The sequence below is a fragment of the Klebsiella sp. WOUb02 genome (genome assembly GCF_050058015.1).
In the GTDB taxonomy this organism is placed as follows: Bacteria; Pseudomonadota; Gammaproteobacteria; order Enterobacterales; family Enterobacteriaceae; genus Klebsiella.
Genome location: NZ_CP170110.1, coordinates 1,110,707 through 1,134,159, shown reverse-complemented (window position 1 = coordinate 1,134,159; position 23,453 = coordinate 1,110,707). Strand labels below are relative to the sequence as shown.

The window sequence follows — 23,453 nt, the reverse complement described above, 5'->3', positions numbered from 1 at the left end:
CTGGCTGAGCGAGCGGCGCCGCGGTAAAAATTCACCGCGTAAATATAGTTACGCCGTTTTTTAAAATTCTTAGCAATATTTCTCCGGCTCATTCGTCTACCTCATCAGCAGTCACTATTCACGACAGTCATGAGGTAGCAACAAGATGAAAGATTTTGATATGCATGAAAACCGCCGTCACTACGGCTTTGGCCACCATCGGATGGGCAAACCGCTGATCGTTGGCATGGCGATCGTCGCGATACTTGGCCTGGTGGTGATGTCGCTGTGGAACGCGCTGCTGCCGGCCATTCTTGGGGTTAAAAGCATCGGCTTTTGGCAGGCTTTAGGTCTGCTGGCGCTATCGCGGATCCTCTTCGGCGGCCTCGGCTTCCGGCCGGGCATGTTCGGTATGGGGCGCGAGCGTCGCCGCATGCATGAACGCTGGATGCAGATGAATCCCGAGCAGCGCGAAGAGTTTATGCAGCGCTTTGGCCGCCGCGGCCATCGCGAGCACTGCGGCTGGCACGATCGCCGTAACGAACCCGCCCGGCCGGCAGACGATGCGTCTAAAACGACGCCGACCGAGTGAGCGAAATGAAAGGCGCAACGGCGGGGGAATCGCTGCTTGTTTCGGCGCTCAACGCCTGCCGCTCCCGGCTGAAGGCCTTTATTCGCGGCCGCATCTCGGTACGCGACGAGGCTGACGATATCCTACAGGAAGTGAGCTGGCAATTAATGAAGGTCGAACAGCCGGTGGAGAACGTCGCCGCCTGGCTGTTCCGCGCCGCGCGCAACGAAATGACCGACCGGGCGCGCAAAAAGCGCGAGCTGCCGCTGGCGGACTACCTCGCCGGGGATGAAGAGGGCGAGTTCCCGGAAGATGAGCTGGCGGAGACCCTGTTCGGCGTGCCGCAAACGCCGGAGGACGAGTACCTGAAAGAGCTGCTGTGGGAGGAGCTGAACCAGGCGCTATCGGAACTGCCCGCCGCCCAGCGGGAGGTCTTTGAAAAGACCGAGCTGCTGGGCTACAGCTATAAAGAGCTGGCCGCCGAGTGCGGGGCCAGCGAGCAGGCCCTGCTATCACGCAAGCACAAAGCCGTGCTCTATCTGCGTACCCGCCTGCGCGCCCTCTATGATGAGCTGATGACCGACTAAGGCCTGGCGCAACCGCCGGGCGCCGCGGTCAATATCCTCGGGTGAGGATACTTCATGATTTATCCCCACTAAAGGATATTGCATTCTTTATCCTCTTATGGGGATATTTACTGCGAGCGTTGACATTATCCTCACCAGGGTATAAACAGGGTCTTATCCCTATAAGAGGATAGATAAGATGATGATAACGCCCCCGACGATCTACAGCCCGGCCCAGCTGGCGAACCATATCAAGCTGGTGCGGCAAAAAAACCAGTGGACGCAAAGCGATCTGGCCCGCCGGATAGGCATTAAGCAGGCGACGATCTCGAACTTCGAAAACCATCCGGACAAAACCACCTTAACGACGCTGTTTAAGATTTTACAATCTCTGGAAATGACGATGACGGTGTGCGAAAAGGGCGCGGCGCCGGACCTTGCGCAAAACGATAGTCAACCGGATCTGGAGTGGTAATGGCGACGCTCGTGACGTGGATGAACAATGAACGCGTCGGGGAGCTGATCAAGCTGAGCAACGGCGCCCATCAGTTCCGCTATGAGGCGCGCTGGCTGCAAAACCCGCGCGCGCGACCGCTCTCCCTGTCGCTGCCGCTGCAGTTCGGCAACATCACCTCGGATGCGGTGTTTAACTACTTCGACAACCTGCTGCCCGATAGCCCGCTGGTGCGCGATCGCATTGTCAAGCGCTATCAGGCGCGCTCGAAGCAGCCCTTCGATCTGCTGGCCGAGGTGGGGCGGGATAGCGTCGGGGCGGTCACCCTGCTGCCCGAAGGCGCCGCTCCGGCAGCCGGCGGCCTGACCTGGGAAGCGCTCGACGACGCCCGGCTTGACGCGCTGCTGACGGCCTACCGCGCGGATATTCCGCTCGGCATGATTAACGGCCAGGAGGAGTTCAGAATATCGGTCGCCGGCGCCCAGGAGAAAACGGCGCTGCTGAAGATGGACGACCGCTGGTGCATACCGACGGCGACAACGCCAACGACGCATATTATCAAGCTGCCGATCGGCGAGATAAGGCAGCCGGACGCGGTGCTGGATCTCAGCGAAAGCGTCGATAACGAATATTTATGCCTGGCCCTGGCGCGGGAGCTGGGCTTTGCCGTTCCGCAGGCTGAAATTATCACCACCCGCAGCACCCGGGCGCTGGCCGTTGAGCGCTTTGACCGCCGCTGGGCGCTGGAGAAAACGCGGCTGCTGCGCCTGCCGCAGGAGGATCTGTGCCAGGCGTTCGGCATTCCTTCCTCGATGAAGTACGAGTCGGACGGCGGGCCGGGCATCGGCAAAATCATGGCGTTTTTGCTCGGCTCCAGCGAGGCGCTGAAGGATCGCTACGACTTTATGAAGTTTATCGTTTTTCAATGGCTAATCGGCGCCACCGACGGGCATGCGAAGAATTTTTCCATTTTCCTGCAGCCCGGCGGCAGCTATCGCCTGACGCCGTTCTACGACATTATCTCGGCCTTTCCGCTGCTCGGCGGCGCGGGGTTGCATATCAGCGACCTTAAGCTGTCGATGAGCCTGAAAGCAACCAAAGGGCGGAAAACGGAGATCCAGACGATCTACCCGCGTCATTTTCTCGCCACGGCAAAAGAGGTGGGATTTGCGCAGCAGCAGATGCTGGAGATCCTGCGCTATTTTGCCGACAGCCTGCCGCGGGCGGTCGATGCGGTCAGGGCCTCGCTGCCGGCGGATTTTTCACCGACGGTTTACCGGGCTATTATCTCCCACGCGCTCAAAAATCATACCCGCCTGCAAAGCGGCCTGGAGGGTTAACGGACGCTAACCCAACGCCTGCCGATAATCACCGTTAGCGCGACGATCGTGGCGATCGCCGCCAGGTGCAGCGCAAAATCCAGCGGGTGCAAATGCACCGGATGGCAAAACGCCAGCAGGCTCACCGCCAGGCTGGCGACGCCGAGCCCGGCCATCGCCAGGCTGCGTGCAGGATAGATCGCCCGCGTGCGCCGCAGGCTGGCGATCATCAGCATTATCATCGGCGTACTGACGACCAGCAGAAAGGTGAAGCAGCTGACGCTATCGTTATCGTGCAGCGGCGGCGCGTCGCCGGGAATGCTGCCGATGCCCAGGCCGAGCCACATCAGGCCGATGGGCAAAAGGGCCTTCCAGCTGATGCTCCGACGCCCGGCAATGCTCATGGTAAAGGCGCGGCGAATGGTTAACGTCCCGAGCAGAAATGCCAGCACCAGCTGCGCCATCGCGAGGCTTGCCCCGGGCTGCGACCAGTCGGTCTGCTCGCGCTGTACCAACAGGCTGGCGGCGCCGGCGCACGGCAGGGCGACGGCCAGCCAGCCCGCGACGCGCCAGCCGGTGGGCCACGGACGTTTTACCGGGCGCATTTCGCGGCCCAGTTTTTCAATAAGCAGATTATGATCGGTCATGGTGATCTCCAAATCGGCGCAGGTTTTTCAACGCCCGATGCAGCAGCGATTTCACCGCCGCCACGCTGAGATTGTAATGGGTGGCCGCTTCCGCCAGGCTCATTTCGCGCAGATGAACGTGCTCAACGATTTCGCGCTGGCGCAGGGGAAGCTGACGCAGGTAGCCCGCCAGCTCCTCCCGGCTGTCCTGGCGCGGCGGGTCGGCGGCCGCCGACTCCGGCAGCGCTTCATCAGAGACCTCCCAGTGCTGATAGCGCCCGCGCCGCCGCAGCGCGTCCACGCTGCGGGCCGAGATAATCGCCAGCAGCCAGGGCAAAAAGGGAAAGGCCGGATCGTAGGTGTGACGCACCCGATGTACGCTGAGCAGCACATCCTGGATAACGTCTTCCACCAGCGCCTCGTCGGCGATCCGTTTCCGCACCTGCGAACGGATCGTCGGCACCAGCGCCTTGAGCAGGCGGGTATAGGCGAGCCTGTCGCCCGCCTGCGCCTGCTCCATTAGCGCGGGCCAGCTTTCGCGCGCGCTATCGTTTGTTTGCATAGTCCGCCTTGTTATGACGCTTTTTTGCCGGCGGCCTGGGTCAGGGCATTCACCACAATCCCCGGCGTCAGCACCTGCGGCAGGACCTTCGGCGGCCCGCCGTCGGCCGGGTAAACCACATACAGCGGCAGTCCGCCCTGGCCGAACTGGTTGAGCGCATCGTCTACGTCCGGATTAAACTTGGTCGAGTCCGCTACCATATAGACGGTATCGGTTTTTACCAGCGCCTCTTTCACCGCCTGAGTGGAGAGGGAGGTTTTTTCATTCACCTGGCAGGTAATACACCAGGAGGCGGTAAAGTTGACAAAGATCGCCTTCCCGTGACCGCGCTGGGAGGAGACCTCCGCCGTCTGCCCGGCATCCGGCGCGGAGGCGGCGGGCTTAACCAACCCCGGCAGCGGCGCGAGGACCGCCACAACCAGCGCCGCGGTTACCGCAAACAGGGCCTTGTGCCCCTTGCCCTGGAAGGCGCGACGTTGCGCAATTCCGTACAGCCAGGCGGCGAAGCTGAGCACCACCGAGGCGGCAAGCAGGACGGCTAACGCCGCGCTCCCGGCCTGCTGCGCCAGCACCCACACCAGCCAGGCCCAGGCGCCAAACATCGGAAAGGCGAGCGCGCGTTTAAGGATATCCATCCACGGGCCGGGGCGCGGCAATATTCTGGCCAGCGCCGGAAAGAGCGACACCAGGGTAAAGGGCGCGGCGAAGCCGAACGCCAGCGCGAGGAAGATGGTTAACGACACCGCCGGCGGCTGGACCAGCGCGTAGCCGATCGCGCTGGCCATAAAGGGCGCGGCGCAGGGGGTAGCGACCACGATCGCCAGCGCGCCGGTGAGCGCCGAGCGAATAAACGCGCCGCGGCCGATATCCAGCCCGCCGACGCGCTGGGCCGTTAGTCCGACCTCAAAGACGCCAAGCAGGTTAAGCGCCGCGCCGAGGATCGTCAGGGAGAGCAGCGCGATCACCAGCGGCGACTGCAGTCTGGAAGCCCCAGCCGACCGCGGTACCGCCGGCGCGCACCGCCAGCAGAATACCCGCCAGCGCCATCATGGTGACGACGACGCCGAGCAAAAACGCCAGGCCTTCACGGCGGGCGCTGGCGGCATTATCGGAGTGACGCAGCAGCCCCAGCGCCTTCAGGGAGATCACCGGAAAAACGCAGGGCATAAAGTTGAGTATGATGCCGCCAATAAAGGCGGCCAGCATCGCGGTTAACATCGCTGGCCTCTTTACTTAATGGGTTTGCGGGTGAGAAGCGTCGTACTGCTTCACGGCAGCGAGCGTCTTCTCGATATGTGCATCCGGGTTTCTATCAGTGTAACTCAGCAGAATGTTGCCATCCGGCGCAATCACGTACGAAGTGCGATCGGAGAGCGTTTTACCTTTTATCTCCATCAGCGTCTGGTACTGGGCGGCGACTTTGGCGCCCGGGTCCGCCGCGACGGCGAACTTATCGCGGCACTCCAGCCTGGAGAAGTCGCTGACCTGCTCGGTATTCCCCGCGGTTACGCCAACCACCGTGGCCCCCATTTTGGTGAAGCTGTCGGTCGCTTCGGCAAAATCATGGGCTTCAATGGTACAGCCGGCGCTGAAGGCCGCCGGGAAGAAGTAGAGCACCACCGGCCCCTTTTGCAGCGCCTGCTGCAGGGAGAAGGTTAGCGGTTTACCGGCGAGGGCGCCCTGCAGCTTGAAGTCCGGGGCTTTAGCGCCCACCGGCAGCGCCGCGTCGGCGTTGAAGGCGGTGGCGGAGAGACCCAGCGCGGCGGTCATGGTCAGGGTACGGATGAGGGTTTTGATGCGTGTCATTATCTGCTCCTGCGATTTTAGGGAGTGCCGGTTTGGCCAAACTCGTTCATCTCATCTATTCAGTTCGTCGCCGCGGAGAAAAAGTTGCGCGCAGGTGAAAAAAAAGTGCGCCCGGCCCATCGCGCGATGTACGGGGCTGCGGAAACGGAGAGGAGCCGCCCGCGAAACGGGTTCGACAGGCGGAACAGGCTAGCTTCCCCAGCGGCTCTGCAGATAGCTGACGGCCTGCCGGGTCTGCGGCTGGTTCAGGTTGTTCTCGCGAAACAGAATGGTGCCCTGGATTTCGGGGATCGACTCGTTGAGGTCCAGCTGTTTTTTCAGCTCCGGCACGCCGCCGTTAACCATCCAGTCGGGTTCATTTTTTGACGGTTCACCGATTTTGTAGAGCGCCACGCCGATATAGAGCCGCGTATGGGTTGGCTTGACGACCTGCGCCCACCATTTCGCCAGCACGTCGTAGCGGGCGGCGTCGCGCGCAAAGGGCCAGTAGATCTGAGGCGCGATGTAGTCGAGCAGCCCCTGCTGTACCCAGCTGCGGGTATCGGCGTAGGACTCATCGTAAGCCGCCGCGCCGCGGGTGTCGGAGCCGGCGGGATCGTGGGAGCGATTGCGCCACACGCCGGCAGGGCTGACGCCAAACTCGACGCTGGGGTTAATCTGCTTAATCGTGCGCGACACCTGCGCAATCAGCTGCTGAGTATTGTGCCGGCGCCAGTCCGCTTTGCTGGCGAACCCCTGGCCATACTGCTGAAAGGTTTGATTGTCGTTAAGGGCTGAACCCGCCGTCTCGGTGTAGAAATAGTCGTCAAACTGCACCCCGTCGACCGGGTAGCGCGCGACAACTTCGGCGACGATGCCGGTTATCCAGTCGCGGACCTGCGGAATGCCCGGGTCGAGGACAAAGCGGTCGCTGGCGGTGCGGATCCAGTCACGATGCAGCACAAAGACGCTGGCCGGGCTTTGCGACTGCGTGCGGTTGAGCTCGGCGACGGTTTTCGGGCGGGTGTTCACCGAGACGCGGTAGGGGTTAAACCAGGCGTGAACCCGCATCCCGCGCTTATGCGCTTCATCCAGCATAAACTGCAGCGGATCGTAGCCCGGGTCCTCGCCGATGGCGCCGGTCAGCATATCGGACCACGGTAAAATTTTTGACGGCCACAGGGCGGTGCCGTCGGGTTTGATCTGGAAGAACACGGTATTAATCCCGAGGCGCTGCAGATTATCGAGCTTGGCGATCAGCGCCACCTTTTGCTGGCTAATCCGGCTCTCCGGGCTGCTGGCAATGATCGAGCCCACCGGCGGCCAGTCGAGGCGCGAAACCGTGGTCAGCCAGACGCCGCGTACCGGCCCGTGCGTTGTGGGCCGCGCCGCCTGTTTAACCGCCGGCGGCAGCGGCGTAACCAGCGAACGGGGCGGCTGGCTGCTGCAGCTGGCGAGGATAAAGGCGGTCGCCACCGCCGCGGCGGATGCGGCCAGGGTAGCGATAAAAAAGCGCCGGGAGCGGATAGTCATAGACGTGGGCTTATTTTGTGAGTCGCGTAAAAGAAGCATTTTCGTATTATGCGTAGTTAAGTCAATCCTTTATGCGGGGAATTATCAGGACCCGCTATCGGCGTTGATCTTAAGCTTTTTAGGCTTGCGTTAAATCGCATGCGCCTGCGGTTTGGCGACGCGTAATCTATTTTTTTGCTTACGTATTAAAACCGCGGGGCAAAACGATCGCTCTTGCTATCTTGTTCACAATATTGCAACAAAACTTTTCACGCTCATGATCGTTTTCGCACTTTTGCACCAGCCCGGTGCGCAACGTCAGCGAAGAACAACTATGTTTAGCTCGCGGGTCGGAACGGATGCCGCAGTCCTCAATTCGCCACGTGATGGCAACATATCTCCTGACTTGTCCTGAAATGCACGTTGGTCGGTGGCGGTAACCGCGGCAGTTGCGCGTAGCTGCCATCTATTAGTAAGCGATCTGTCACGTCATTTCTTCCTGGCGGGATTTTTGCTTCTTCCACCTTTAGCCGCTGCGGCTGGATAACGGCCTTCGGCAAACAAAACGGTAAGTGATATTTTCCGCGTCATTTAATTAATGGCGCCAGATTATAAATCGCTGAGGATTATCTGAATGTCTCTGAAACTTAAAAAGTTGACTCTTCATTTTGCGATTGCAGGCTGTATGAGCGTGGCATTTTACGCACAGGCGGATGTGAAGATTGGCGTGGCCGGGCCGTTCACCGGACCTAATGCCTCCTACGGCGCTCAGTACTGGAAAGGGGCGTCGCAGGCGGTAGCAGACATCAACGCGGCGGGAGGAATTAAGGGCGAAAAAATTGTGCTGGTGCAGGGGGATGACGCCTGCGAACCGAAGCAGGCCGTCGCGGTGGCCAACCGCCTGGTCGATGAGTCGGGGGTTTCCGCGGTTGTCGGACACTTCTGTTCGTCATCGACGATGCCGGCATCCGAAGTGTACGACGAGGCGGGAGTCCTGACGATTACGCCGGGGTCGACTAACCCGCTGATCACCGAGCGCGGAATGAAGGATATGTTCCGCATGTGCGGCCGCGACGACCAGCAGGGGGCGATTGCGGCGGACTATATGCTGGACGTGCTGAAGGCGAAGAAAATAGCCGTCATTCATGACAAGGATACCTACGGTCAGGGGCTGGCCGACGCCACCCGCGCGGCGCTGGCAAAACGCGGGACCAAAGAGGTGCTGTACGAAGGGCTATCGCGGGGTGAGAAGGACTTCAACGCCCTGGTCACCAAAATTGGCGCGCTGAAGCCTGACGTGGTCTATTTCGGCGGCTGCCATCCGGAAGCCGGCCCGCTGGTGCGGCAGATGCGGGAGCAGGGGCTGCAGGCGAAATTCTTCTCCGGCGACTGTGTCGTGACCGAGGAGCTGGTGACGACCGCCGGCGGACCGCAGTTTACCAACGGCGTGCTGATGACGTTTGGTAAGGACCCGCGCACCATTCCTGAGGGCAAAACGGTGATTGAGAAGTTCCGCGCCAGCGGCTTCGAGCCGGAAGGCTATACCCTCTACGCCTACGCCTCGATCCAGGCCATCGCCGCGGCCTACAACGCGGTGGGCGCCGACAATACCAAGGCCAGCGAGTGGCTGAAAAGCCATAGCGTTGACACGGTAATGGGCAAAAAGGCCTGGGATGGTAAAGGCGATCTGAAGGTGTCGGATTATGTGGTCTACGCGTGGGATGACAAGGGTAAATATCACCAGCTTTAACCGTTTGCTGAACTCTTTGTCCCTGTAAAAAAGGGCGTCGTACTACTGAGGGCAGCGCCCGGCAGAGGATTTGCCGGCTGCTGCCTGCTTACTGGCAGGATGGTTTCTATGGAAGCGTTTTTTCTGCAACAACTGATTAATGGGCTGACGCTGGGAGCCGTTTATGGATTAATTGCCATCGGCTACACCATGGTGTACGGCATTATCGGGATGATTAACTTCGCGCACGGCGAAGTCTATATGGTTTCCGCCTACCTTTGCGCCATCGGCCTGGCGCTACTCTCCTGGTTTGGCATTCACTCCTTTCCGGTTCTGATCTTCGGCACCCTGGTATTCACCATTGTGGTGACCGGCGTTTACGGCTGGACTATCGAACGTATCGCCTATCGGCCGCTGCGTAACTCCACCCGCCTGGCGCCGCTCATCTCGGCTATCGGCATGTCGCTTATCCTGCAGAACTATGTGCAAATCAGCCAGGGGCCGAACCAGCAGGGGATCCCGACCCTGCTGACGGGGGTACTGCGCTTCGAGGTTGGCGACGGCGTGGTGCAGATTACGTGGACCAAAATATTTATTCTCGTCGCCGCGCTGGTGGGGATGACGATCCTCTCGTGGGTCATTAACCATACCCGGCTGGGGCGGGTATGCCGGGCGACGCAGCAGGATCGGCGCATGGCGGCGATCCTCGGCATTAATACCGACCGGGTTATCTCGCTGGTCTTTATGATCGGCGCCGCAATGGCCGGCCTGGCCGGGGTGCTGGTGACGATGAATTACGGCACCTTCGATTTTTATATCGGCTTCATTATTGGCATTAAAGCCTTTACCGCCGCGGTACTGGGCGGGATTGGCTCCCTGCCGGGCGCGATGCTCGGCGGTCTGCTGCTGGGCGTGGCTGAAGCCCAGTTTGCCGGGATGGTGAACTCTGATTACAAAGACGTGTTTTCCTTCGCTCTGCTGGTGGCAATTTTGATATTTCGCCCTCAGGGGCTGCTGGGTCGTCCGATGGTCGCAAAGGTTTAAGGGGTAAAGCATGGGTGAAGTATCGCGCAGGCAAGGGCTGGATATTAAAAAAAGCCTAATTGATAGCGTGCTGGCGGGGCTATGTGCGCTGATAGTGTTTGGACCGATCGTCGGCATTGTGCTGAAAGGCTACAGTTTCGAACTCTCTACCCAGCGGGTGGTGGCTATCGTCGCGGTGGTGATGGTCGGCAGGCTGCTGCTGAGCCTGCTGCTGCAAAGCCGCGGCGGACGCAAATTTATCGCCCGTTTTGAAGGCGCCGATGACGGGGTCTACGTCCGTCCGGTCGGCTACCGCTCGCGGCTGCGCTGGATCGTGCCGCTGCTGCTGGTGGCGGCGGCGATCTTTCCGGCTATCGCCACCAAGTATCTGCTGACGGTGGCCATTCTTGGGCTGATTTACGTGCTGCTCGGGCTCGGGCTGAATATCGTGGTGGGGCTCGCCGGCCTGCTTGATTTGGGCTACGTGGCGTTCTATGCCATTGGCGCCTACGGCCTGGCGCTGGGCTACCAGTATCTGGGGCTCGGGTTCTGGGCGATGCTGCCGCTGGGGGCCATTATGGCGGCGCTGGCGGGGGCGCTGCTCGGCTTTCCGGTGCTGCGAATGCACGGAGACTATCTGGCGATCGTCACCCTGGGGTTCGGCGAAATCATTCGCCTGGTGTTGAATAACTGGGTCAGTTTTACCGGCGGGCCGAACGGCGTTTCCGTACCTGCGCCGACGATATTCGGGCTGGAGTTCGGGCGCAGGGCGAAAGACGGCGGGGTGCCGATCCATGAGTTTCTGCACGTTAGCTACAATCCCAACCTCAAGTTTATCTTTATCTATGGCGTGCTGTGCCTGGTGGTGGTGCTGGTGCTGTTTATCAAACACCGCTTAACGCGGATGCCTATCGGCCGCGCGTGGGAAGCGCTGCGCGAGGACGAAATTGCCTGCCGCGCGATGGGGCTCAACCACGTGCTGGTGAAGCTTTCGGCCTTTATGCTCGGCGCCTCTACCGCCGGTATTGCCGGGGTCTTTTTCGCCACCTATCAGGGGTTCGTTAACCCGACGTCGTTCACCTTTTTTGAGTCCGCGCTCATTCTGGCCATTGTGGTGCTGGGCGGCATGGGTTCAACGCTGGGGGTGGTGCTGGCGGCCTTTGTGCTCACCGTCGCCCCCGAGCTGCTGCGCGGTTTCGATGAGTATCGCGTCCTGCTGTTTGGCGTACTGATGGTACTGATGATGATCTGGCGGCCGCGCGGGCTGGTGCGCACCAGCCGCATGGGGGTTACCGTGCGCAAGGGAGTGGCACCATGAGCGACAGCATTCTGCGGGTAGAGCATCTGATGATGCATTTTGGCGGTATCAAGGCGCTTAACGACGTTAACCTCGATGTGGAAAGGGGATCGATTACCGCGCTGATCGGCCCCAACGGCGCGGGCAAAACCACGGTATTCAACTGCCTGACCGGGTTTTATCGCGCTACGGGCGGGGCGATTGTGCTCAACGCCCGCGCCGCGATGACCGACGTGATTCAGGTCCTCGGACAAAAAATACGCCCCGATGATTTCCTCCACCCGGCGCGTCTCGGGTCGCGGATCTACTACAAAATGTTCGGCGGCACGCATCTGGTGAACCGGGCCGGGCTGGCGCGGACCTTCCAGAATATCCGCCTGTTTCGCGAGATGTCGGTGATCGAAAATCTGCTGGTGGCCCAGCATATGCAGGTAAACCGTAATCTGCTGGCCGGCATCCTCAATACCCGCGGCTATCGTAAGGCCGAAAATCAGGCCCTCGATCGCGCCTTCTACTGGCTGGAGGTGGTGGATCTGGTGGATTGCGCCAACCGGCTGGCCGGCACGCTCTCCTACGGCCAGCAGCGGCGGCTGGAGATTGCCCGCGCCATGTGCACCGGCCCGGAGATGATCTGCTTAGATGAGCCCGCCGCCGGGCTGAACCCCGCGGAGACGCTCGCCCTGAGCCGAATTATCCGCTTCCTGCGCCAGCATCACGGCATCACCGTGTTGCTGATTGAGCATGATATGGGGATGGTGATGGAGATCTCCGATCATATTATCGTCCTCGACCGCGGGGACGTGATCGCCCGCGGCGCGCCGCAGGAGATCCAGTCGAATATCAGCGTTATCGCCGCTTATCTGGGCGCGGATGAAGAGGAGATTGCGGTATGAGTCAGCCGTTGCTTGAGTTTCGCCAGGTGGACGTCTTTTACGGTCAGATTCAGGCGCTGAACCAGGTCTCGCTGACGGTCAATGAAGGCGAGACGGTGGCGCTGATCGGCGCCAACGGCGCCGGTAAATCCACGCTGCTGATGTCCATTTTCGGCCAGCCGCGCATCGCTGAGGGGCAGATCCTCTATCGCGGGGAGGATATCAGCCGCAAATCGACCCATTTTATCGCCGGCAACGGCATTGCGCAGGCGCCGGAGGGACGGCGTATTTTTGCCGATATGACGGTGGAAGAGAACCTGCTGATGGGGACCATCCCGATTGGAAGCCGCTATCAGGAGGAGGATAAGCGCCGCATGTATCAGCTGTTTCCGCGGCTTGAGGAGCGGCGGACGCAGCGGGCGATGACGCTTTCCGGCGGCGAGCAGCAGATGCTGGCGATTGCCCGGGCGCTGATGAGCCGGCCGAAGCTGCTGCTGCTCGACGAGCCGAGCCTCGGGCTGGCGCCGCTGGTGGTGAAGCAGATCTTTCAGATACTGCGCGAACTAACGGCGCAGGGGATGACGCTCTTTCTGGTGGAGCAGAACGCCCACCACGCGCTGAAGCTTTCCGATCGGGCGTACGTGATGGTTAACGGCCAGATCCGGCTTAGCGGAACCGGCAGCGAGCTGCTCGACAATCCGGAGGTCAGGAACGCCTATTTGGGGATGGTGTGACAGGTGACGCTGTCACGAATCATGGGCCGTTATTGATTGGTGGCAGCAATAATTACCCCTTTTAGTTATTCATATCAAAGAATAGCGGCCTCGCTGCGGCTATGTTGAAGGCTGCGCCTGAAAAATCGATTCAGGTTTATGACACGCTTGTTGTACAGGGGGAACTTTACAGGATGGCAACTCAACCGCTAACGCTTACTTTCGATGGGCAACAGCCTATTCCCCTGGAGACGGTTTCCGGGACGCTGGGCCGCGTGGGCATTGATATTCGCGCGCTAAATCAGTCAGATCTATGCAGCTTCGACCCGGGTTTTAGCAATACCGCCGGCTGCCGGTCGGCCATCTCCTATATTGATACCGATAACAGCACGCTGCTGCACCGCGGCTACCCGGTAGAGCAGCTGGCGCGGGAGTGCGAGTTCCTCGAGGTGGCGTATATCATGCTGCGGGGCGAGGCGCCGGATGAAGCCAGCTACCAGGTGTTCCGCAATACCATTACCCGCCACACGCTGGTGCATGAACAGATGTCGCGGATGTGCAGCGGCTTTCGCCGCGACTCCCATCCGATGGCCCTGATGTGTGCGATGGTTGGGGCGCTGGCGGCGTTTTACCATGATGTGCTGGATGTAGAAAACCCTGAACACCGCGCCCTGGCGGCCACGCGTCTGCTGTCAAAAATGCCGACGCTGGCGGCGATGAGCTATAAATACGCCATCGAACAGCCCGCGCCATATCCGCGCAACGATCTCTCCTATGCGGGGAACTTCCTGCATATGCTGTTTGCGGTTCCGGCGGAGAAATATGTGGTGAATCCGGTTATTGAGGAGGCGATGAACCAGATTCTGGTGCTGCACGCCGATCACGGCCAGTGCGCGTCCACCACCACGGTGCGGGCCGCCGGCTCCTCCGGGGCAAACCTGTTTGCCTGCGTGGCGGCGGGCCTCGCCTCCCTGTGGGGGCCGATGCACGGCGGAGCCAACGAAGCCAGCATGCGGATGCTGGAAGAGATTGAAACCGTGGATCAGGTGCCCGTCTTCCTGAACAAGGCGAAGCGCGACCCGCAGGCCTTCCGCCGTCTCGGCTTCGGCAACTCGCGCTACCGTTACCTGGATCCGCGCGCCGCGATTCTGCGCGATACCTGTCACCGGGTGCTGGCGGAGCTGGGAATGTCGGACCAGCTGCTGCAGGTGGCGATGGCTCTGGAAGAGGTGGCGCTGACCGATCCCTATTTTGTTGAGAACGGCCTGTCGCCCAGCGTCGATTTCTATACGGCGGTGATCCTTAAAGCGATGAAGCTGCCTTCATCGATGTTTGTGGTGGTCACCGCCGTTGGCCGCACCCTGGGCTGGGTGGCCCACTGGAATGAGATGCATGAAGCGCCGCTGACTATCTATCGTCCGCGGCAGATCTACACCGGCGAAGCCCCGCGAGATTACGTCTCCCGCCGCAAGGCGTAGTCCCACGCCGTCCCGTGAGCGGGGCGGCGTTCGTTACATATCACGATCGCTCATCCGCTGCGGCCAGGCGCTCGGTCAGCCAGGGCAGAATTTCCTTTTTTCTGCTGGTCATCCCCGGGAGGAAAACCTGATGGCTGCGGATAAGGTCATTGGGCGTAAAATAGAGGATGGAATGGGGATGGGTAATGTCGGTGACCATCAGAACTACCATCTCCAGCCCCGCGTCGAGCCTGGCTCGCTCCATCTCCTGTTTCAGTCCGGGCAAATGCGGGTTGATCTCCGCCATATCGCGAACCTCAATCTGCGCGAGCATGAGAGAGACTCCGTGGATCTGGTAATTCTTGGCATCGCGGTGCAGCAGACTGCGCCGCGGACTGGCCCACCAGGGAGGTTTTCGCCGCCAGCAGCCCGGCGACGAAGGCGGCGTAATCAACGCCGGCAATGTCGCGCAAAATCGCCACCGCTTCACGGTCTCGCGCCGTGGTGGTAGGGCCGCTGAGGGCGACCGTATCGCTGAGTATGGCTCCCAGCAGCAGGGTCGCCTGGGACGTGCTGAGCGGCATCGGGCTCTCCGTGGTCAGGATGGTGAGAATAACCGTCGCGCAGCATCCTACCGCGCGGATCCAAACGTCCGGCGGATTCTTGGTCACCAGGGTGCCGACGCGATGGTGGTCGATAATGCCGATCACATCGCTGTCGGGGAGGGTTAGCGGACCTTGTTCAACGTCGGTGAAATCAACCAGCCACACCTTTTTATCGCTCAGATCGTCGTGGAGTAAATCCGGCGGCGCGACTCCCGCGGCCTGCAGGATATAGCGCGTTTCCGGGGTTAACTCCCCCAGACGAAAAGGGCGCGCCGGCCTGGCGGTATAGTTGAGCCAGTCGGCGACGACCAGCGCGCTGCAGATCGTGTCGCTATCAGGATTGCGATGGCCAAAGACGTGGATAATCGACTCTTGCGCAGCGGTAAGCGGTACGGAAAAAGCGGTTTGATTGGGCATAGCGGCTCCTGACATACGTGTCCGTGGGGGAACAGAAATAATTGTATATCAGGCGTCATCATCCGGTTCGAGCGAGCCGGCGGTTGGGAAAGGTGGAACACCATCACCTCGTCGGCAAACCTTATCCGAGGCGCAAAGAGAAATCAATAACCCGCGATGATGAATTGGAATCGATCCAGCACGCCGTTCCGCGCTTTTTAAGCGCAATGCCAGCAGGGTGGCTCTGCACGGCGAGGTTAAATGAGGCTATATTTTGGGAGCGCTAAGCGCACTTCACCCGGCCGCCAGGCGTAATGCCGGGGATTCAGCACCTCAACCTTACCGCAGCAGGGAGACACCGCATGAGCGCCGCTAAACCAATACGTTTCGCCATTAACCTCGGTAACGCCGTTCTGGCAAAAAACCTTGCCGACGGGCAGCCGGGGGGGATTACGCCGGAGATTGCCGGGCGCATCGCGGCAGAACTGGGGGCGACGCCGCAGTTTGTCACCTATCCGGCGGCGGGCAAGGTGGTGGACGATGCGCAAAACGATCTCTGGGATATTGCCTTTCTGGCTATCGACCCGAAGCGCGAAGAGACGCTGCGCTTCACTCAGCCCTACATCACCATTCAGGGCACCGTGCTGGTCAGGGCGCAGAGCCCCTGGCAGAGCGTTGCTGAGATGGATAAAGAGGGAATGGTGATTAACGTCGGCAGGGGCGCGGCGTACGATCTGCACCTCACGCGCCAGCTGCGCTGTGCCACGCTCAACCGCCTGGACTCCTCCCAGGCGGCCATCGATGCGTTTCTCAACGGCGAAGGCGATATGGCAGCGGGCATCCGCCAGCCGCTCGAACGCGCCGCCGCCGGGCGCGCCGGCTTTCGCGTGCTGGCCGATAATTTCACGCAGATAAATCAGGCGATTTGCGTTCCCCGGCTCCGCGACGCGCGCTATGCGGAGCTGGTTGCCCTGTTGACGCAATGGCAGCGGGACGGATCGGTCCAGCAAATTATCGATCGGCACCTGGCCGACCAGTAATGGCGCAGGCCGGAGCGCAAAGAGAAGGGCGTGCGCCGCTGAATTATAGGGTAGAATCGTCCGACGGCCGTCACCTGCGCCGGGTAAGAGATGCGGGTTAACGCACCGGGCGTTCAGTCAATCAATACAACCCATGAGATGAGGAAAGACGTAATGACCAATGAAATACCGCTGAAGTTTTATGACATCGTGGATGAGTATGCGACTGAATCAGCCAAACCGGTCAATGAGTCCGAACGCCAGCCGCTGGCGGCCTACTTCCAGGCGCTGATTACCCGCCTGATGGCTAACGAAGAGATCAGCGAAAGCACGCAGCAGGAGCTGGCCGCCGAGGCCGGGATAGCCGAATCGCGGATCGATGATATCGCGGAGTTTCTCAATCAATGGGGCAACGAATAGGCGCGGTCTGGGACGCAGAACGCGGGATAATGCCTGGTCATGACTTAAGGCGAGTATCAAAACGGAAGGGGATCTTTTTGACGCCGGCCAGCAGATCGAACGCGGCAGGGTGCTCAGGGTTGAATAAATAGTTATATTCCACCGGCGACAGGACGCTCGGCACGCGCAGCGCCGCTGATGCCGCGCTTGCGGCCCACTCATCGCCGTACAATGCCAGCCGGGCCGGCGCTTCCTCGCGGGCCCAGTCCGCGGGGAGGGAGGTCGGATCGACGGTCAGCACCTGCTCGTCCGGTACCTCAATGCTCAGCAGCGTGAAATCGTCCAGCAGCTGCGGAGCATTGATATGCACCAGCGTTTCCAGCATGGTCAGCGACGCAGCTTCCGACAAATAGACCATCGCCGTCCCAACGCTGTTCCAGCGCCCTCCGGCCTCCTTCGCCCCAAAACCAGACCAGGCGGTCATCAGATAGCGGGTTTTGGTCAGGCGGTAGAGGATCACGAATAGACCCCATGCTCAACGCGCGTAATCAGGCGCATCACCTCCAGCGCGCCGGTTTCCGAGGACACCACCTCGGCCGGCGTTTTCCAGCCGAGCGCGCGGTTGGGTTCATTCAGCCACTTTTGCGCCGCCTCTTTATCGCCTTCGAACAGCTCCACCGCGCGCTCGATAACGCGAAGAATGCGCACCAGGCGCTCGCTTTGGTCGGCGCTAAAGCGCGATTTAATGCTGCGGTTAAAGGTGGTGTTCGGAATGCCCGACATCCTGCGCAGTTCGGCAGGGGTGATCTCCGCCCATGCGGAAATATGCCGGGCGACGGAACCCTCAAGCCCGTGGCTGATTTTCCCCATCAGCGCAATGCCGTCCTCGGCGTCAAGGCCGACGGCGTGCCAGGGGCTGAGTTTTTTTTCCTCGGTAACGTTCGGGGAATAGACTTTCATGGCAAACCTCCCATTTGGTACAAAAATTATACCATATGGAATAAGTTCGGCCAGCGCTGGCGCTGAATATTTTGGTGTCAGCGCGTCTCAGGGAGGGGGGAACAGGCCACGCGCGGTGGCCTTTTAGCCTACGCGCCAAACGCGCCGTCGATGGTATGCATGGCGCCGGTGACGAAAGAGGCCTCCGGGCCTGCCAGCCAGGCGACCATTCCCGCCACTTCTTCAGGACGACCGTGCCGTTTAATGGCCATAAAGCTGTGCATCAACTCCTTCATCGGGCCATTCTCCGGGTTAGCATCGGTGTCGATAGGTCCGGGCTGAACGACGTTGACGGTGATCCCGCGCGGGCCAAAATCACGCGCCAGGCCGCGCGCCAGCCCTTGCAGCGCCGATTTGCTGACGGCGTAAGAGGCCATTCCCGGGATGGGCATGCGATCGCCATTCACCGAGCCGATAACAATAATACGTCCGCCGTCCGGCATTTTGCGCGCGGCCTCGACCGCAGCGTGGTAGGGGGTGTGAATGTTGATGCGGAACAGACGATCGACGGCGTCGCTCTCCTGCTCCAGCGCGTCGCCGAAAAGAACAACACCCGCGTTGACCACCAGCAGATCCAGCGGGCCGCTGTCGCGCACCAGCTTGATCACCGCCTCGCGGTCGGCGCTGTCCGCCTGTACCGCGACGCTGCCGGTTTCCGCCGCCAGCTCTGCCGCGGCCTGCGGCGATCCGGCGTAGCTGAAGACAACCGAGGCGCCATCTGCGGCAAAGCGCCGCACGATAGCCGCGCCGATGCCGCGACTTCCGCCTAAAACCAGTACCGATTTCTGCTGTGATGCTGCCATAATTCGTTCCTCATGATATTGTAGTGGGGATTACAATATGCTTCGGCAAATCACGCTGTCAAGGAGTAATGTAGTGAGTGCTACAAAACAGATTCGCACCCCGGGGCGCCCCCGCCAGTTCGATCCGCTGCAGGCCGTTGAAATCGCGCAGGGCCTGTTTCATTCGCGGGGCTATGACGCGGTCAGCATTACCGATCTGACAAAAGCGTTCGGCATCAATCCGCCCAGCTTCTACGCCGCATTTGGCAGTAAACTCGGCCTGTATACCCGCGTGTTGGATCGCTATAGCCACACCGGCGCGATCCCCTTTGCCGAGCTTCTGCGCGATGATCGTCCGGTGGCGCAGTGTCTGATGGACGTGCTGCACGAGGCGGCAAGGCGCTACGTTGCCAACCCGACGGCCGCTGGATGCCTGGTTCTTGAGGGGATTCATTGCAACGATCGGCCTGCGCGCGAGGCCGCGAGCGAGCTGCATACCGCGGCGGAAGATTATATTCGGGCCTATATCGCCCAACGCTATCCGCAGGACGCCGAGCGGCTGACCGACTTTATCAGCACCCTGATGGCCGGCCTTTCCGCGAAAGCGCGGGCGGGGGATAGCCTGGCGCGTCTTGAGGAAACCGTACGCCTGGCGGGCCTGGCTCTGCAGCCGCTGCTGCCTCGCTGAGGCCAGACCCTGGTGAGAGGAATAAGGGGCTAGATGGTCTGTCCGCCCGACACCTCGATACGCTGGGCGGTCACCCAGCGGTTATCGTCCCGCAGCAGGCTGGCGATCATCGGCCCGATATCGTCGGGCACGCCGACGCGGCCGAGCGCGGTCATGGCGGCAAACTGGGCGTTGACGTCGGCGTTGTCGCGCACCAGCCCGCCGCCGAAATCGGTTTCAATGGCGCCAGGCGCGACGCTATTGACGGTAATACCGCGCCAGCCCAGCTCGCGGGCCATGTAAACGCTCAGCATCTCCACCGCCGCTTTTGCCGCGGCGTAGGCTGAGAACCCCGGATATGAGACCCTGGTCAGCCCGGATGAGAAGTTGACGATCCGTCCGCCGTCGGCCAGCAGCGGCAAAAGCGCCTGAACCAGGAAAAACACCCCTTTGACGTGCACGTTGAACAGCCCGTCGAACTGCGCTTCGGTGGTATCGGCCACTGCGGCAAACTCTCCGTGACCGGCGTTGTTGATCAGGCGATCGAAGGTGTCGCGCCCCCAGACTTCGGCAAGCCGCATGCGCAGCGTTTCGGCGAAGGCCGGGAAGCTCGCCGTCTGCGCCATATCAAGCTGCAGGGCTATCGCCTGGCGGCCAAGGGCGCGGATCTCTGCGACAACCGTGTTGGCCTGTTCCGCGTTGCCTCTGTAGGCGACGATAACGTCGCCTCCCTGACGCGCAATGGCGAGTGCGACGTTGCGGCCAAGGCCTCGGTTGGCGCCGGTGACGAGTGCGATTTTATTCATGATATGTCCTTTCTGTTTGGTGGTGTCCCTACAATAGAATCTGCACGTCCGTGCGAATTGCCCGATCCTTGCTATTTTTTGCTCATTTCTCTTTTGGGCGTTCACACAGCGGCGATTTGTCGCATACTAGCGTTTAAAAACTTGCCTGAAAGGATGTTATGCGCACCGCTTTGTTCGATCTCTCTCGCCGTTATGCCGACGCTCATGCCGACCGTAGCGGGCTTGCCGTTACGCCCGTTCCGGGGCTGACGATTATCCGGGCGTTGTATCCCGCGGAGCTGCAGGCGGCCATTAACCGGCCGCTGATTGCGATGCTGCTGCAGGGGCGTAAACGCGTCACCACCGGCGGCAGGAGTTTTGAATATGGCCCTGGCGAGGCCATGGTTATCGCCGCCGATGTCCCGACAACCAGCCAGATTACCCAGGCCAGCCTGCGCCATCCCTACTATTCCCTGGTGCTGGAGCTCGATATTGCCATTCTGCGCGAGCTTCAGGACGCAGCGCCGACAGAGCAGGGGGATACGCCCTGCATCGGGATTGAACCCATGAATGCCGAGGTGACGGACGCGGCTTATCGGCTGGCCCGGCTGTTTGAGCGGCAGGAGGCGCTGACCGTTCTGGGCGACGGGCTACGACGCGAGCTGCACTACTGGCTGCTGCGCAGCGTGCACGGGCCCGCTATTCGCGCCCTCGGCGCGGCGGATAGCTATTCCGGGCGAATTAGCCGCGCGGTGGCGATTTTGCGTAAAGATTTTATGCGTCAGATAAGCGTTGAAGAGCTCGCCGACGCGGCGGGCATGAGCGTTTCCGCGTTCCATCAGCACTTTCGGGCGATCACCACGACGTCGCCTCTCCAGTTTCAGAAGCAGCTGCGGCTGATCCACGCCCGTCGCCTGATGCTGGCCGACGGCACGGGCATCGCCCAGGCGGCGTACGCGGTTGGCTACGCCAGCATTCCGCAGTTCACGCGCGAATATGCCCGTATGTTTGGCACGCCGCCGGGGCGCGATATGCGGGCGGCGAAGGAGGGCGTTTGATTGCCCGACGCGACCGGGGGGCGGGCAGCCCCAGGCCGGTGATGCCTCTGGCTGTCGGCTGAAAGTACGATTTATCAGCGGTTGTGACTCCGTTTGCCCGCGGGGACAGGCATTTTTCATGCGTTGAATTATCATTACCTCAAGCGTACCGGTATTAAAAAATCACTTTCCGCTCAGACCGTTTACTGGAATCTCTTAATGAAAAGACCTCCGGCATACCATCGCCCTCTGCTGCTGGCGTTTTTCCTGCTGGTTATGAGTCTGGGCACCGCGCTGTGCTATCTGCAGATGCAGCACTCCCTGGATAAAGATATTCATTCCCGCCTTAAGCAGGCCGTCGCCAGCCTCGACGTCACCCTCGGCCACGCCGAGCTGGCGGCCGAGCGCGCCAGAGGATATCTGGGCGAAAGCTGCGGCGAGGAAGTATTGACGGGCCTGCGCACCATTGTGGCCACCATTCCGGACGTCAGGACGGTGAGCATGGCAATGCGCGATGAAATATACTGCACCTCCGTTTTTGGCGGTAAGACATTTAGTCTCAATCAGGCCGCCTATCCGGACGGTTCGCTGATCCTGATGGGCGGCAATCAGATCACGCCTGCCAAATCGCTGATTGTCTACACTCTGCAGGACCGAAGCGGCAACAGCGTGCTTATCGGTATTGACGGCTACTATCTGTATAACGTCCTGCGGGTGCTGGACGGCGACTCGCATCTGTATTTGAAGGTGGGGGACCGCTATCTGGACCGTAATGGCCAGGTCAGCACGGCTGCGCGCATCGCTATCCCGGTGCCGCTCGAATCCGGAGAGTTCCGCTATAGCGTTATTGCCGACCGCGGCGGCCGCGGCGGCCTCTCCACGTTTATCCATTATGAGCAGAACCTGTTTATTGCCATTCTCGCGGTGTCGGCGCTGCTGACCTGGTTATTCAGAAGCTATCTGGGCTACCGCGGCACGTTAGAGTTTATGCTCCGCAAAGCGATACAGCATAAACAGCTGAAGCCCTACATCCAGCCGATTGTGGAAGGTGAGCAGGGGCGGATTGTCGGCGGGGAGGTGCTCGTGCGCTGGGAACATCCGAAGCTCGGCTTTATTCCCCCGGACAAATTCATCTCGGTGGCCGAGCAAACCGGTCTGATTAAAGGCGTGACGGCCATCTGCTTCAACGAGGCGATCCGCCAGCTGCGCGAACATGAGTCGCTGCTGCCGAAAGGGCTGTATATCTGCTTTAACGCCTGTGCGGTTAATTTCCAGGACGATGACATCGTGGCGCTGTGCACACGATTTCAGTCGCAGCTAAAGGGCGCGGACGTTCGGGTGGTCCTCGAAATTACAGAACGTGAATCGATCGAAAACACGCTGCAAACTGACGCGGTGACCGGGAAGCTCCGCCAGCTCGGGGTACAGTTTTCCCTCGATGATTTTGGTACCGGCTACGCAAACTACAGCTACCTGCAGCAGTTTCAGCCGGAGTTCATTAAGGTGGACAAGGTTTTCACCTCCAACGTCGGGACGAACGAGGCCTCGGCGCTGGTCGTTAAAAATATGGTGAACCTGGCGCGGAAGTTTAATTGCCATATTATTGCGGAAGGGGTCGAGGATAATAATCAGCTACAGGTTCTGCAGGCGCTGGGGATAGAGATATTTCAGGGGTACTATTTTTCCCGGCCCGTGCCGGTAAACGACTATATCCGCGCATTAGGCGCCGCAGCGAAAGCCAGGGCTTAAGGGAAGCTTTTGGCTCTCGTCATTCTTCAGCTGCGGCGATGCATATGGTCCCGGAACTAACGTGAGATTCACGTCGCCCGCGATCTCAATGATTAGTTTTGCCCGCAATTTACCCCATGAGAAAGGTCTGATACCCGCCGGAACTCATTGACTCCCACAACCACAGACCGCTCTTGTCCTCGCGACCAGGCCTGCGGGCGGCCCTTCGGTAAATCCTGACGCTTGATCATGGCGAAATTTTCTTTCTGAGTGGCAGCCGGATGTCAACGCGCAGAGTTAGTGTGATACGCATAATAATATCATTGCTTACTTTCCTGCGAATATAGAAATGCGTGTTTACTCACAGAAAGAAAATCAGGAGTAATTATTCTGAAGGCAGATAATACCAAATACGTACGGCACATTTAACTTACTTTTCAGGAGGTTAGTCACTTTATATTTGTGGACTACCGACATGTCTTAAGGCTCTGGAATAACGGGTTGATATTTCGATGCGTAGCATCGCCGCGGAATATTACCGGATCAATAAAGCAGGAAGAGCGGTTTTAAT

General features: G+C 60.2%; 23 protein-coding genes, 2 pseudogenes and 1 riboswitch. Of the genes and pseudogenes, 15 read left to right on the top strand and 10 right to left on the bottom strand.

The window, feature by feature from the left end:
- The first annotated feature begins 145 nt into the window (after positions 1 to 145).
- From ABOC21_RS12320 to ABOC21_RS12305, 4 genes are all read left to right on the top strand, one after another.
- Entirely contained in the window at positions 146 to 571 is a 426-nt protein-coding gene (locus ABOC21_RS12320) for a hypothetical protein (protein ID WP_426814756.1), read from the top strand.
- Positions 572 to 576: 5 nt separating this feature from the next.
- Positions 577 to 1,137, top strand: a complete 561-nt coding sequence (locus ABOC21_RS12315; RefSeq protein ID WP_426815478.1) for an RNA polymerase sigma factor — start codon at positions 577 to 579, stop codon at positions 1,135 to 1,137.
- Positions 1,138 to 1,318: 181 nt separating this feature from the next.
- A complete protein-coding gene (hipB, locus tag ABOC21_RS12310) occupies positions 1,319 to 1,591 on the top strand; it encodes a type II toxin-antitoxin system antitoxin HipB (RefSeq protein ID WP_426815477.1) in 273 nt (90 codons plus the stop codon).
- Positions 1,591 to 2,910 (top strand): type II toxin-antitoxin system HipA family toxin, encoded by a 1,320-nt coding sequence (locus tag ABOC21_RS12305; RefSeq protein WP_426814755.1) that lies wholly within the window; start codon positions 1,591 to 1,593, stop codon positions 2,908 to 2,910. The genes hipB and ABOC21_RS12305 overlap by 1 nt, the downstream gene beginning before the upstream one ends.
- Here ABOC21_RS12305 and ABOC21_RS12300 read toward each other — a convergent pair.
- From ABOC21_RS12300 to ABOC21_RS12280, 5 genes and pseudogenes are all read right to left on the bottom strand, one after another.
- Positions 2,907 to 3,536, bottom strand: coding sequence for an NrsF family protein (locus ABOC21_RS12300; RefSeq protein ID WP_426814754.1), 630 nt, complete (start codon positions 3,534 to 3,536; stop codon positions 2,907 to 2,909). The two genes, ABOC21_RS12305 and ABOC21_RS12300, sit on opposite strands and share 4 nt — an antisense overlap.
- Complete coding sequence (locus ABOC21_RS12295) at positions 3,523 to 4,077, bottom strand: sigma-70 family RNA polymerase sigma factor (protein WP_426814753.1); 555 nt, start codon at positions 4,075 to 4,077, stop codon at positions 3,523 to 3,525. Before ABOC21_RS12295 ends, ABOC21_RS12300 begins: the two co-directional genes overlap by 14 nt.
- A gap of 11 nt (positions 4,078 to 4,088) precedes the next feature.
- A pseudogene (locus ABOC21_RS12290) lies at positions 4,089 to 5,295 on the bottom strand (protein-disulfide reductase DsbD family protein).
- A 15-nt stretch (positions 5,296 to 5,310) separates the two neighbouring features.
- Positions 5,311 to 5,883, bottom strand: a complete 573-nt coding sequence (locus ABOC21_RS12285; protein WP_426814752.1) for a peroxiredoxin — start codon at positions 5,881 to 5,883, stop codon at positions 5,311 to 5,313.
- A 189-nt stretch (positions 5,884 to 6,072) separates the two neighbouring features.
- A complete protein-coding gene (locus tag ABOC21_RS12280; RefSeq protein ID WP_426814751.1) occupies positions 6,073 to 7,395 on the bottom strand; it encodes a glycoside hydrolase family 10 protein in 1,323 nt (440 codons plus the stop codon).
- Between the two features lie 670 nt (positions 7,396 to 8,065).
- On the opposite strand from ABOC21_RS12280, the gene ABOC21_RS12275 reads away from it, so the two are divergent.
- The 6 genes from ABOC21_RS12275 to ABOC21_RS12250 all read left to right on the top strand — a co-directional run bounded on the left by ABOC21_RS12275 (position 8,066) and on the right by ABOC21_RS12250 (position 14,486).
- Positions 8,066 to 9,124 carry a branched-chain amino acid ABC transporter substrate-binding protein gene (locus ABOC21_RS12275; RefSeq protein ID WP_426814750.1) on the top strand — a complete coding sequence of 353 codons (1,059 nt, stop codon included), beginning with the start codon at positions 8,066 to 8,068 and terminating at the stop codon, positions 9,122 to 9,124.
- Positions 9,125 to 9,232: 108 nt separating this feature from the next.
- Positions 9,233 to 10,147, top strand: a complete 915-nt coding sequence (locus tag ABOC21_RS12270) for an ABC transporter permease subunit (protein WP_426814749.1) — start codon at positions 9,233 to 9,235, stop codon at positions 10,145 to 10,147.
- Between the two features lie 10 nt (positions 10,148 to 10,157).
- Positions 10,158 to 11,444: a high-affinity branched-chain amino acid ABC transporter permease LivM gene (gene livM / locus ABOC21_RS12265; RefSeq protein ID WP_426814748.1), complete on the top strand. Its 1,287-nt coding sequence runs from the start codon at positions 10,158 to 10,160 to the stop codon at positions 11,442 to 11,444.
- Positions 11,441 to 12,316 carry an ABC transporter ATP-binding protein gene (locus ABOC21_RS12260; protein ID WP_426814747.1) on the top strand — a complete coding sequence of 292 codons (876 nt, stop codon included), beginning with the start codon at positions 11,441 to 11,443 and terminating at the stop codon, positions 12,314 to 12,316. Before livM ends, ABOC21_RS12260 begins: the two co-directional genes overlap by 4 nt.
- The gene (locus ABOC21_RS12255; RefSeq protein WP_095097863.1) at positions 12,313 to 13,029 is read left to right on the top strand and encodes an ABC transporter ATP-binding protein; all 717 of its coding nucleotides are present in this window, start codon (positions 12,313 to 12,315) and stop codon (positions 13,027 to 13,029) included. The genes ABOC21_RS12260 and ABOC21_RS12255 overlap by 4 nt, the downstream gene beginning before the upstream one ends.
- Positions 13,030 to 13,202: 173 nt before the next feature.
- Positions 13,203 to 14,486: a citrate synthase gene (locus ABOC21_RS12250; RefSeq protein ID WP_426814746.1), complete on the top strand. Its 1,284-nt coding sequence runs from the start codon at positions 13,203 to 13,205 to the stop codon at positions 14,484 to 14,486.
- Positions 14,487 to 14,526: 40 nt separating this feature from the next.
- Here ABOC21_RS12250 and ABOC21_RS12245 read toward each other — a convergent pair.
- A pseudogene (locus ABOC21_RS12245) lies at positions 14,527 to 15,487 on the bottom strand (DHH family phosphoesterase).
- A gap of 42 nt (positions 15,488 to 15,529) precedes the next feature.
- A riboswitch (Fluoride riboswitch) is annotated at positions 15,530 to 15,604 on the bottom strand.
- Positions 15,605 to 15,828: 224 nt separating this feature from the next.
- Between ABOC21_RS12245 and ABOC21_RS12240 the strand changes: the two are divergent.
- Both ABOC21_RS12240 and ABOC21_RS12235 read left to right on the top strand, forming a co-directional pair.
- Positions 15,829 to 16,506: a transporter substrate-binding domain-containing protein gene (locus ABOC21_RS12240; RefSeq protein ID WP_426814745.1), complete on the top strand. Its 678-nt coding sequence runs from the start codon at positions 15,829 to 15,831 to the stop codon at positions 16,504 to 16,506.
- A 153-nt stretch (positions 16,507 to 16,659) separates the two neighbouring features.
- Positions 16,660 to 16,905: a DUF2543 family protein gene (locus ABOC21_RS12235; protein ID WP_426814744.1), complete on the top strand. Its 246-nt coding sequence runs from the start codon at positions 16,660 to 16,662 to the stop codon at positions 16,903 to 16,905.
- Positions 16,906 to 16,942: 37 nt separating this feature from the next.
- On the opposite strand, the gene ABOC21_RS12230 is transcribed toward ABOC21_RS12235, so the two are convergent.
- From ABOC21_RS12230 to bdcA, 3 genes are all read right to left on the bottom strand, one after another.
- Positions 16,943 to 17,404 (bottom strand): RES family NAD+ phosphorylase, encoded by a 462-nt coding sequence (locus ABOC21_RS12230; RefSeq protein WP_426814743.1) that lies wholly within the window; start codon positions 17,402 to 17,404, stop codon positions 16,943 to 16,945.
- Positions 17,401 to 17,844 carry a type II RES/Xre toxin-antitoxin system antitoxin gene (gene parS / locus ABOC21_RS12225; RefSeq protein ID WP_426814742.1) on the bottom strand — a complete coding sequence of 148 codons (444 nt, stop codon included), beginning with the start codon at positions 17,842 to 17,844 and terminating at the stop codon, positions 17,401 to 17,403. The genes ABOC21_RS12230 and parS overlap by 4 nt, the downstream gene beginning before the upstream one ends.
- A gap of 128 nt (positions 17,845 to 17,972) precedes the next feature.
- A complete protein-coding gene (gene bdcA, locus ABOC21_RS12220; RefSeq protein WP_426814741.1) occupies positions 17,973 to 18,686 on the bottom strand; it encodes an SDR family oxidoreductase in 714 nt (237 codons plus the stop codon).
- 73 nt (positions 18,687 to 18,759) lie between these two features.
- On the opposite strand from bdcA, the gene ABOC21_RS12215 reads away from it, so the two are divergent.
- Entirely contained in the window at positions 18,760 to 19,353 is a 594-nt protein-coding gene (locus ABOC21_RS12215) for a TetR/AcrR family transcriptional regulator (protein ID WP_426814740.1), read from the top strand.
- Positions 19,354 to 19,382: 29 nt separating this feature from the next.
- Here the strand turns inward: ABOC21_RS12215 and ABOC21_RS12210 are convergent, their stop codons facing one another.
- Positions 19,383 to 20,138 carry an SDR family NAD(P)-dependent oxidoreductase gene (locus ABOC21_RS12210; protein WP_426814739.1) on the bottom strand — a complete coding sequence of 252 codons (756 nt, stop codon included), beginning with the start codon at positions 20,136 to 20,138 and terminating at the stop codon, positions 19,383 to 19,385.
- A gap of 158 nt (positions 20,139 to 20,296) precedes the next feature.
- Here ABOC21_RS12210 and ABOC21_RS12205 point away from each other — a divergent pair, with 158 nt between their 5' ends.
- Positions 20,297 to 21,175 (top strand): AraC family transcriptional regulator, encoded by an 879-nt coding sequence (locus ABOC21_RS12205; RefSeq protein ID WP_426814738.1) that lies wholly within the window; start codon positions 20,297 to 20,299, stop codon positions 21,173 to 21,175.
- 198 nt (positions 21,176 to 21,373) lie between these two features.
- Complete coding sequence (locus ABOC21_RS12200) at positions 21,374 to 22,903, top strand: EAL domain-containing protein (protein WP_426814737.1); 1,530 nt, start codon at positions 21,374 to 21,376, stop codon at positions 22,901 to 22,903.
- Positions 22,904 to 23,453 lie beyond the last annotated feature (550 nt).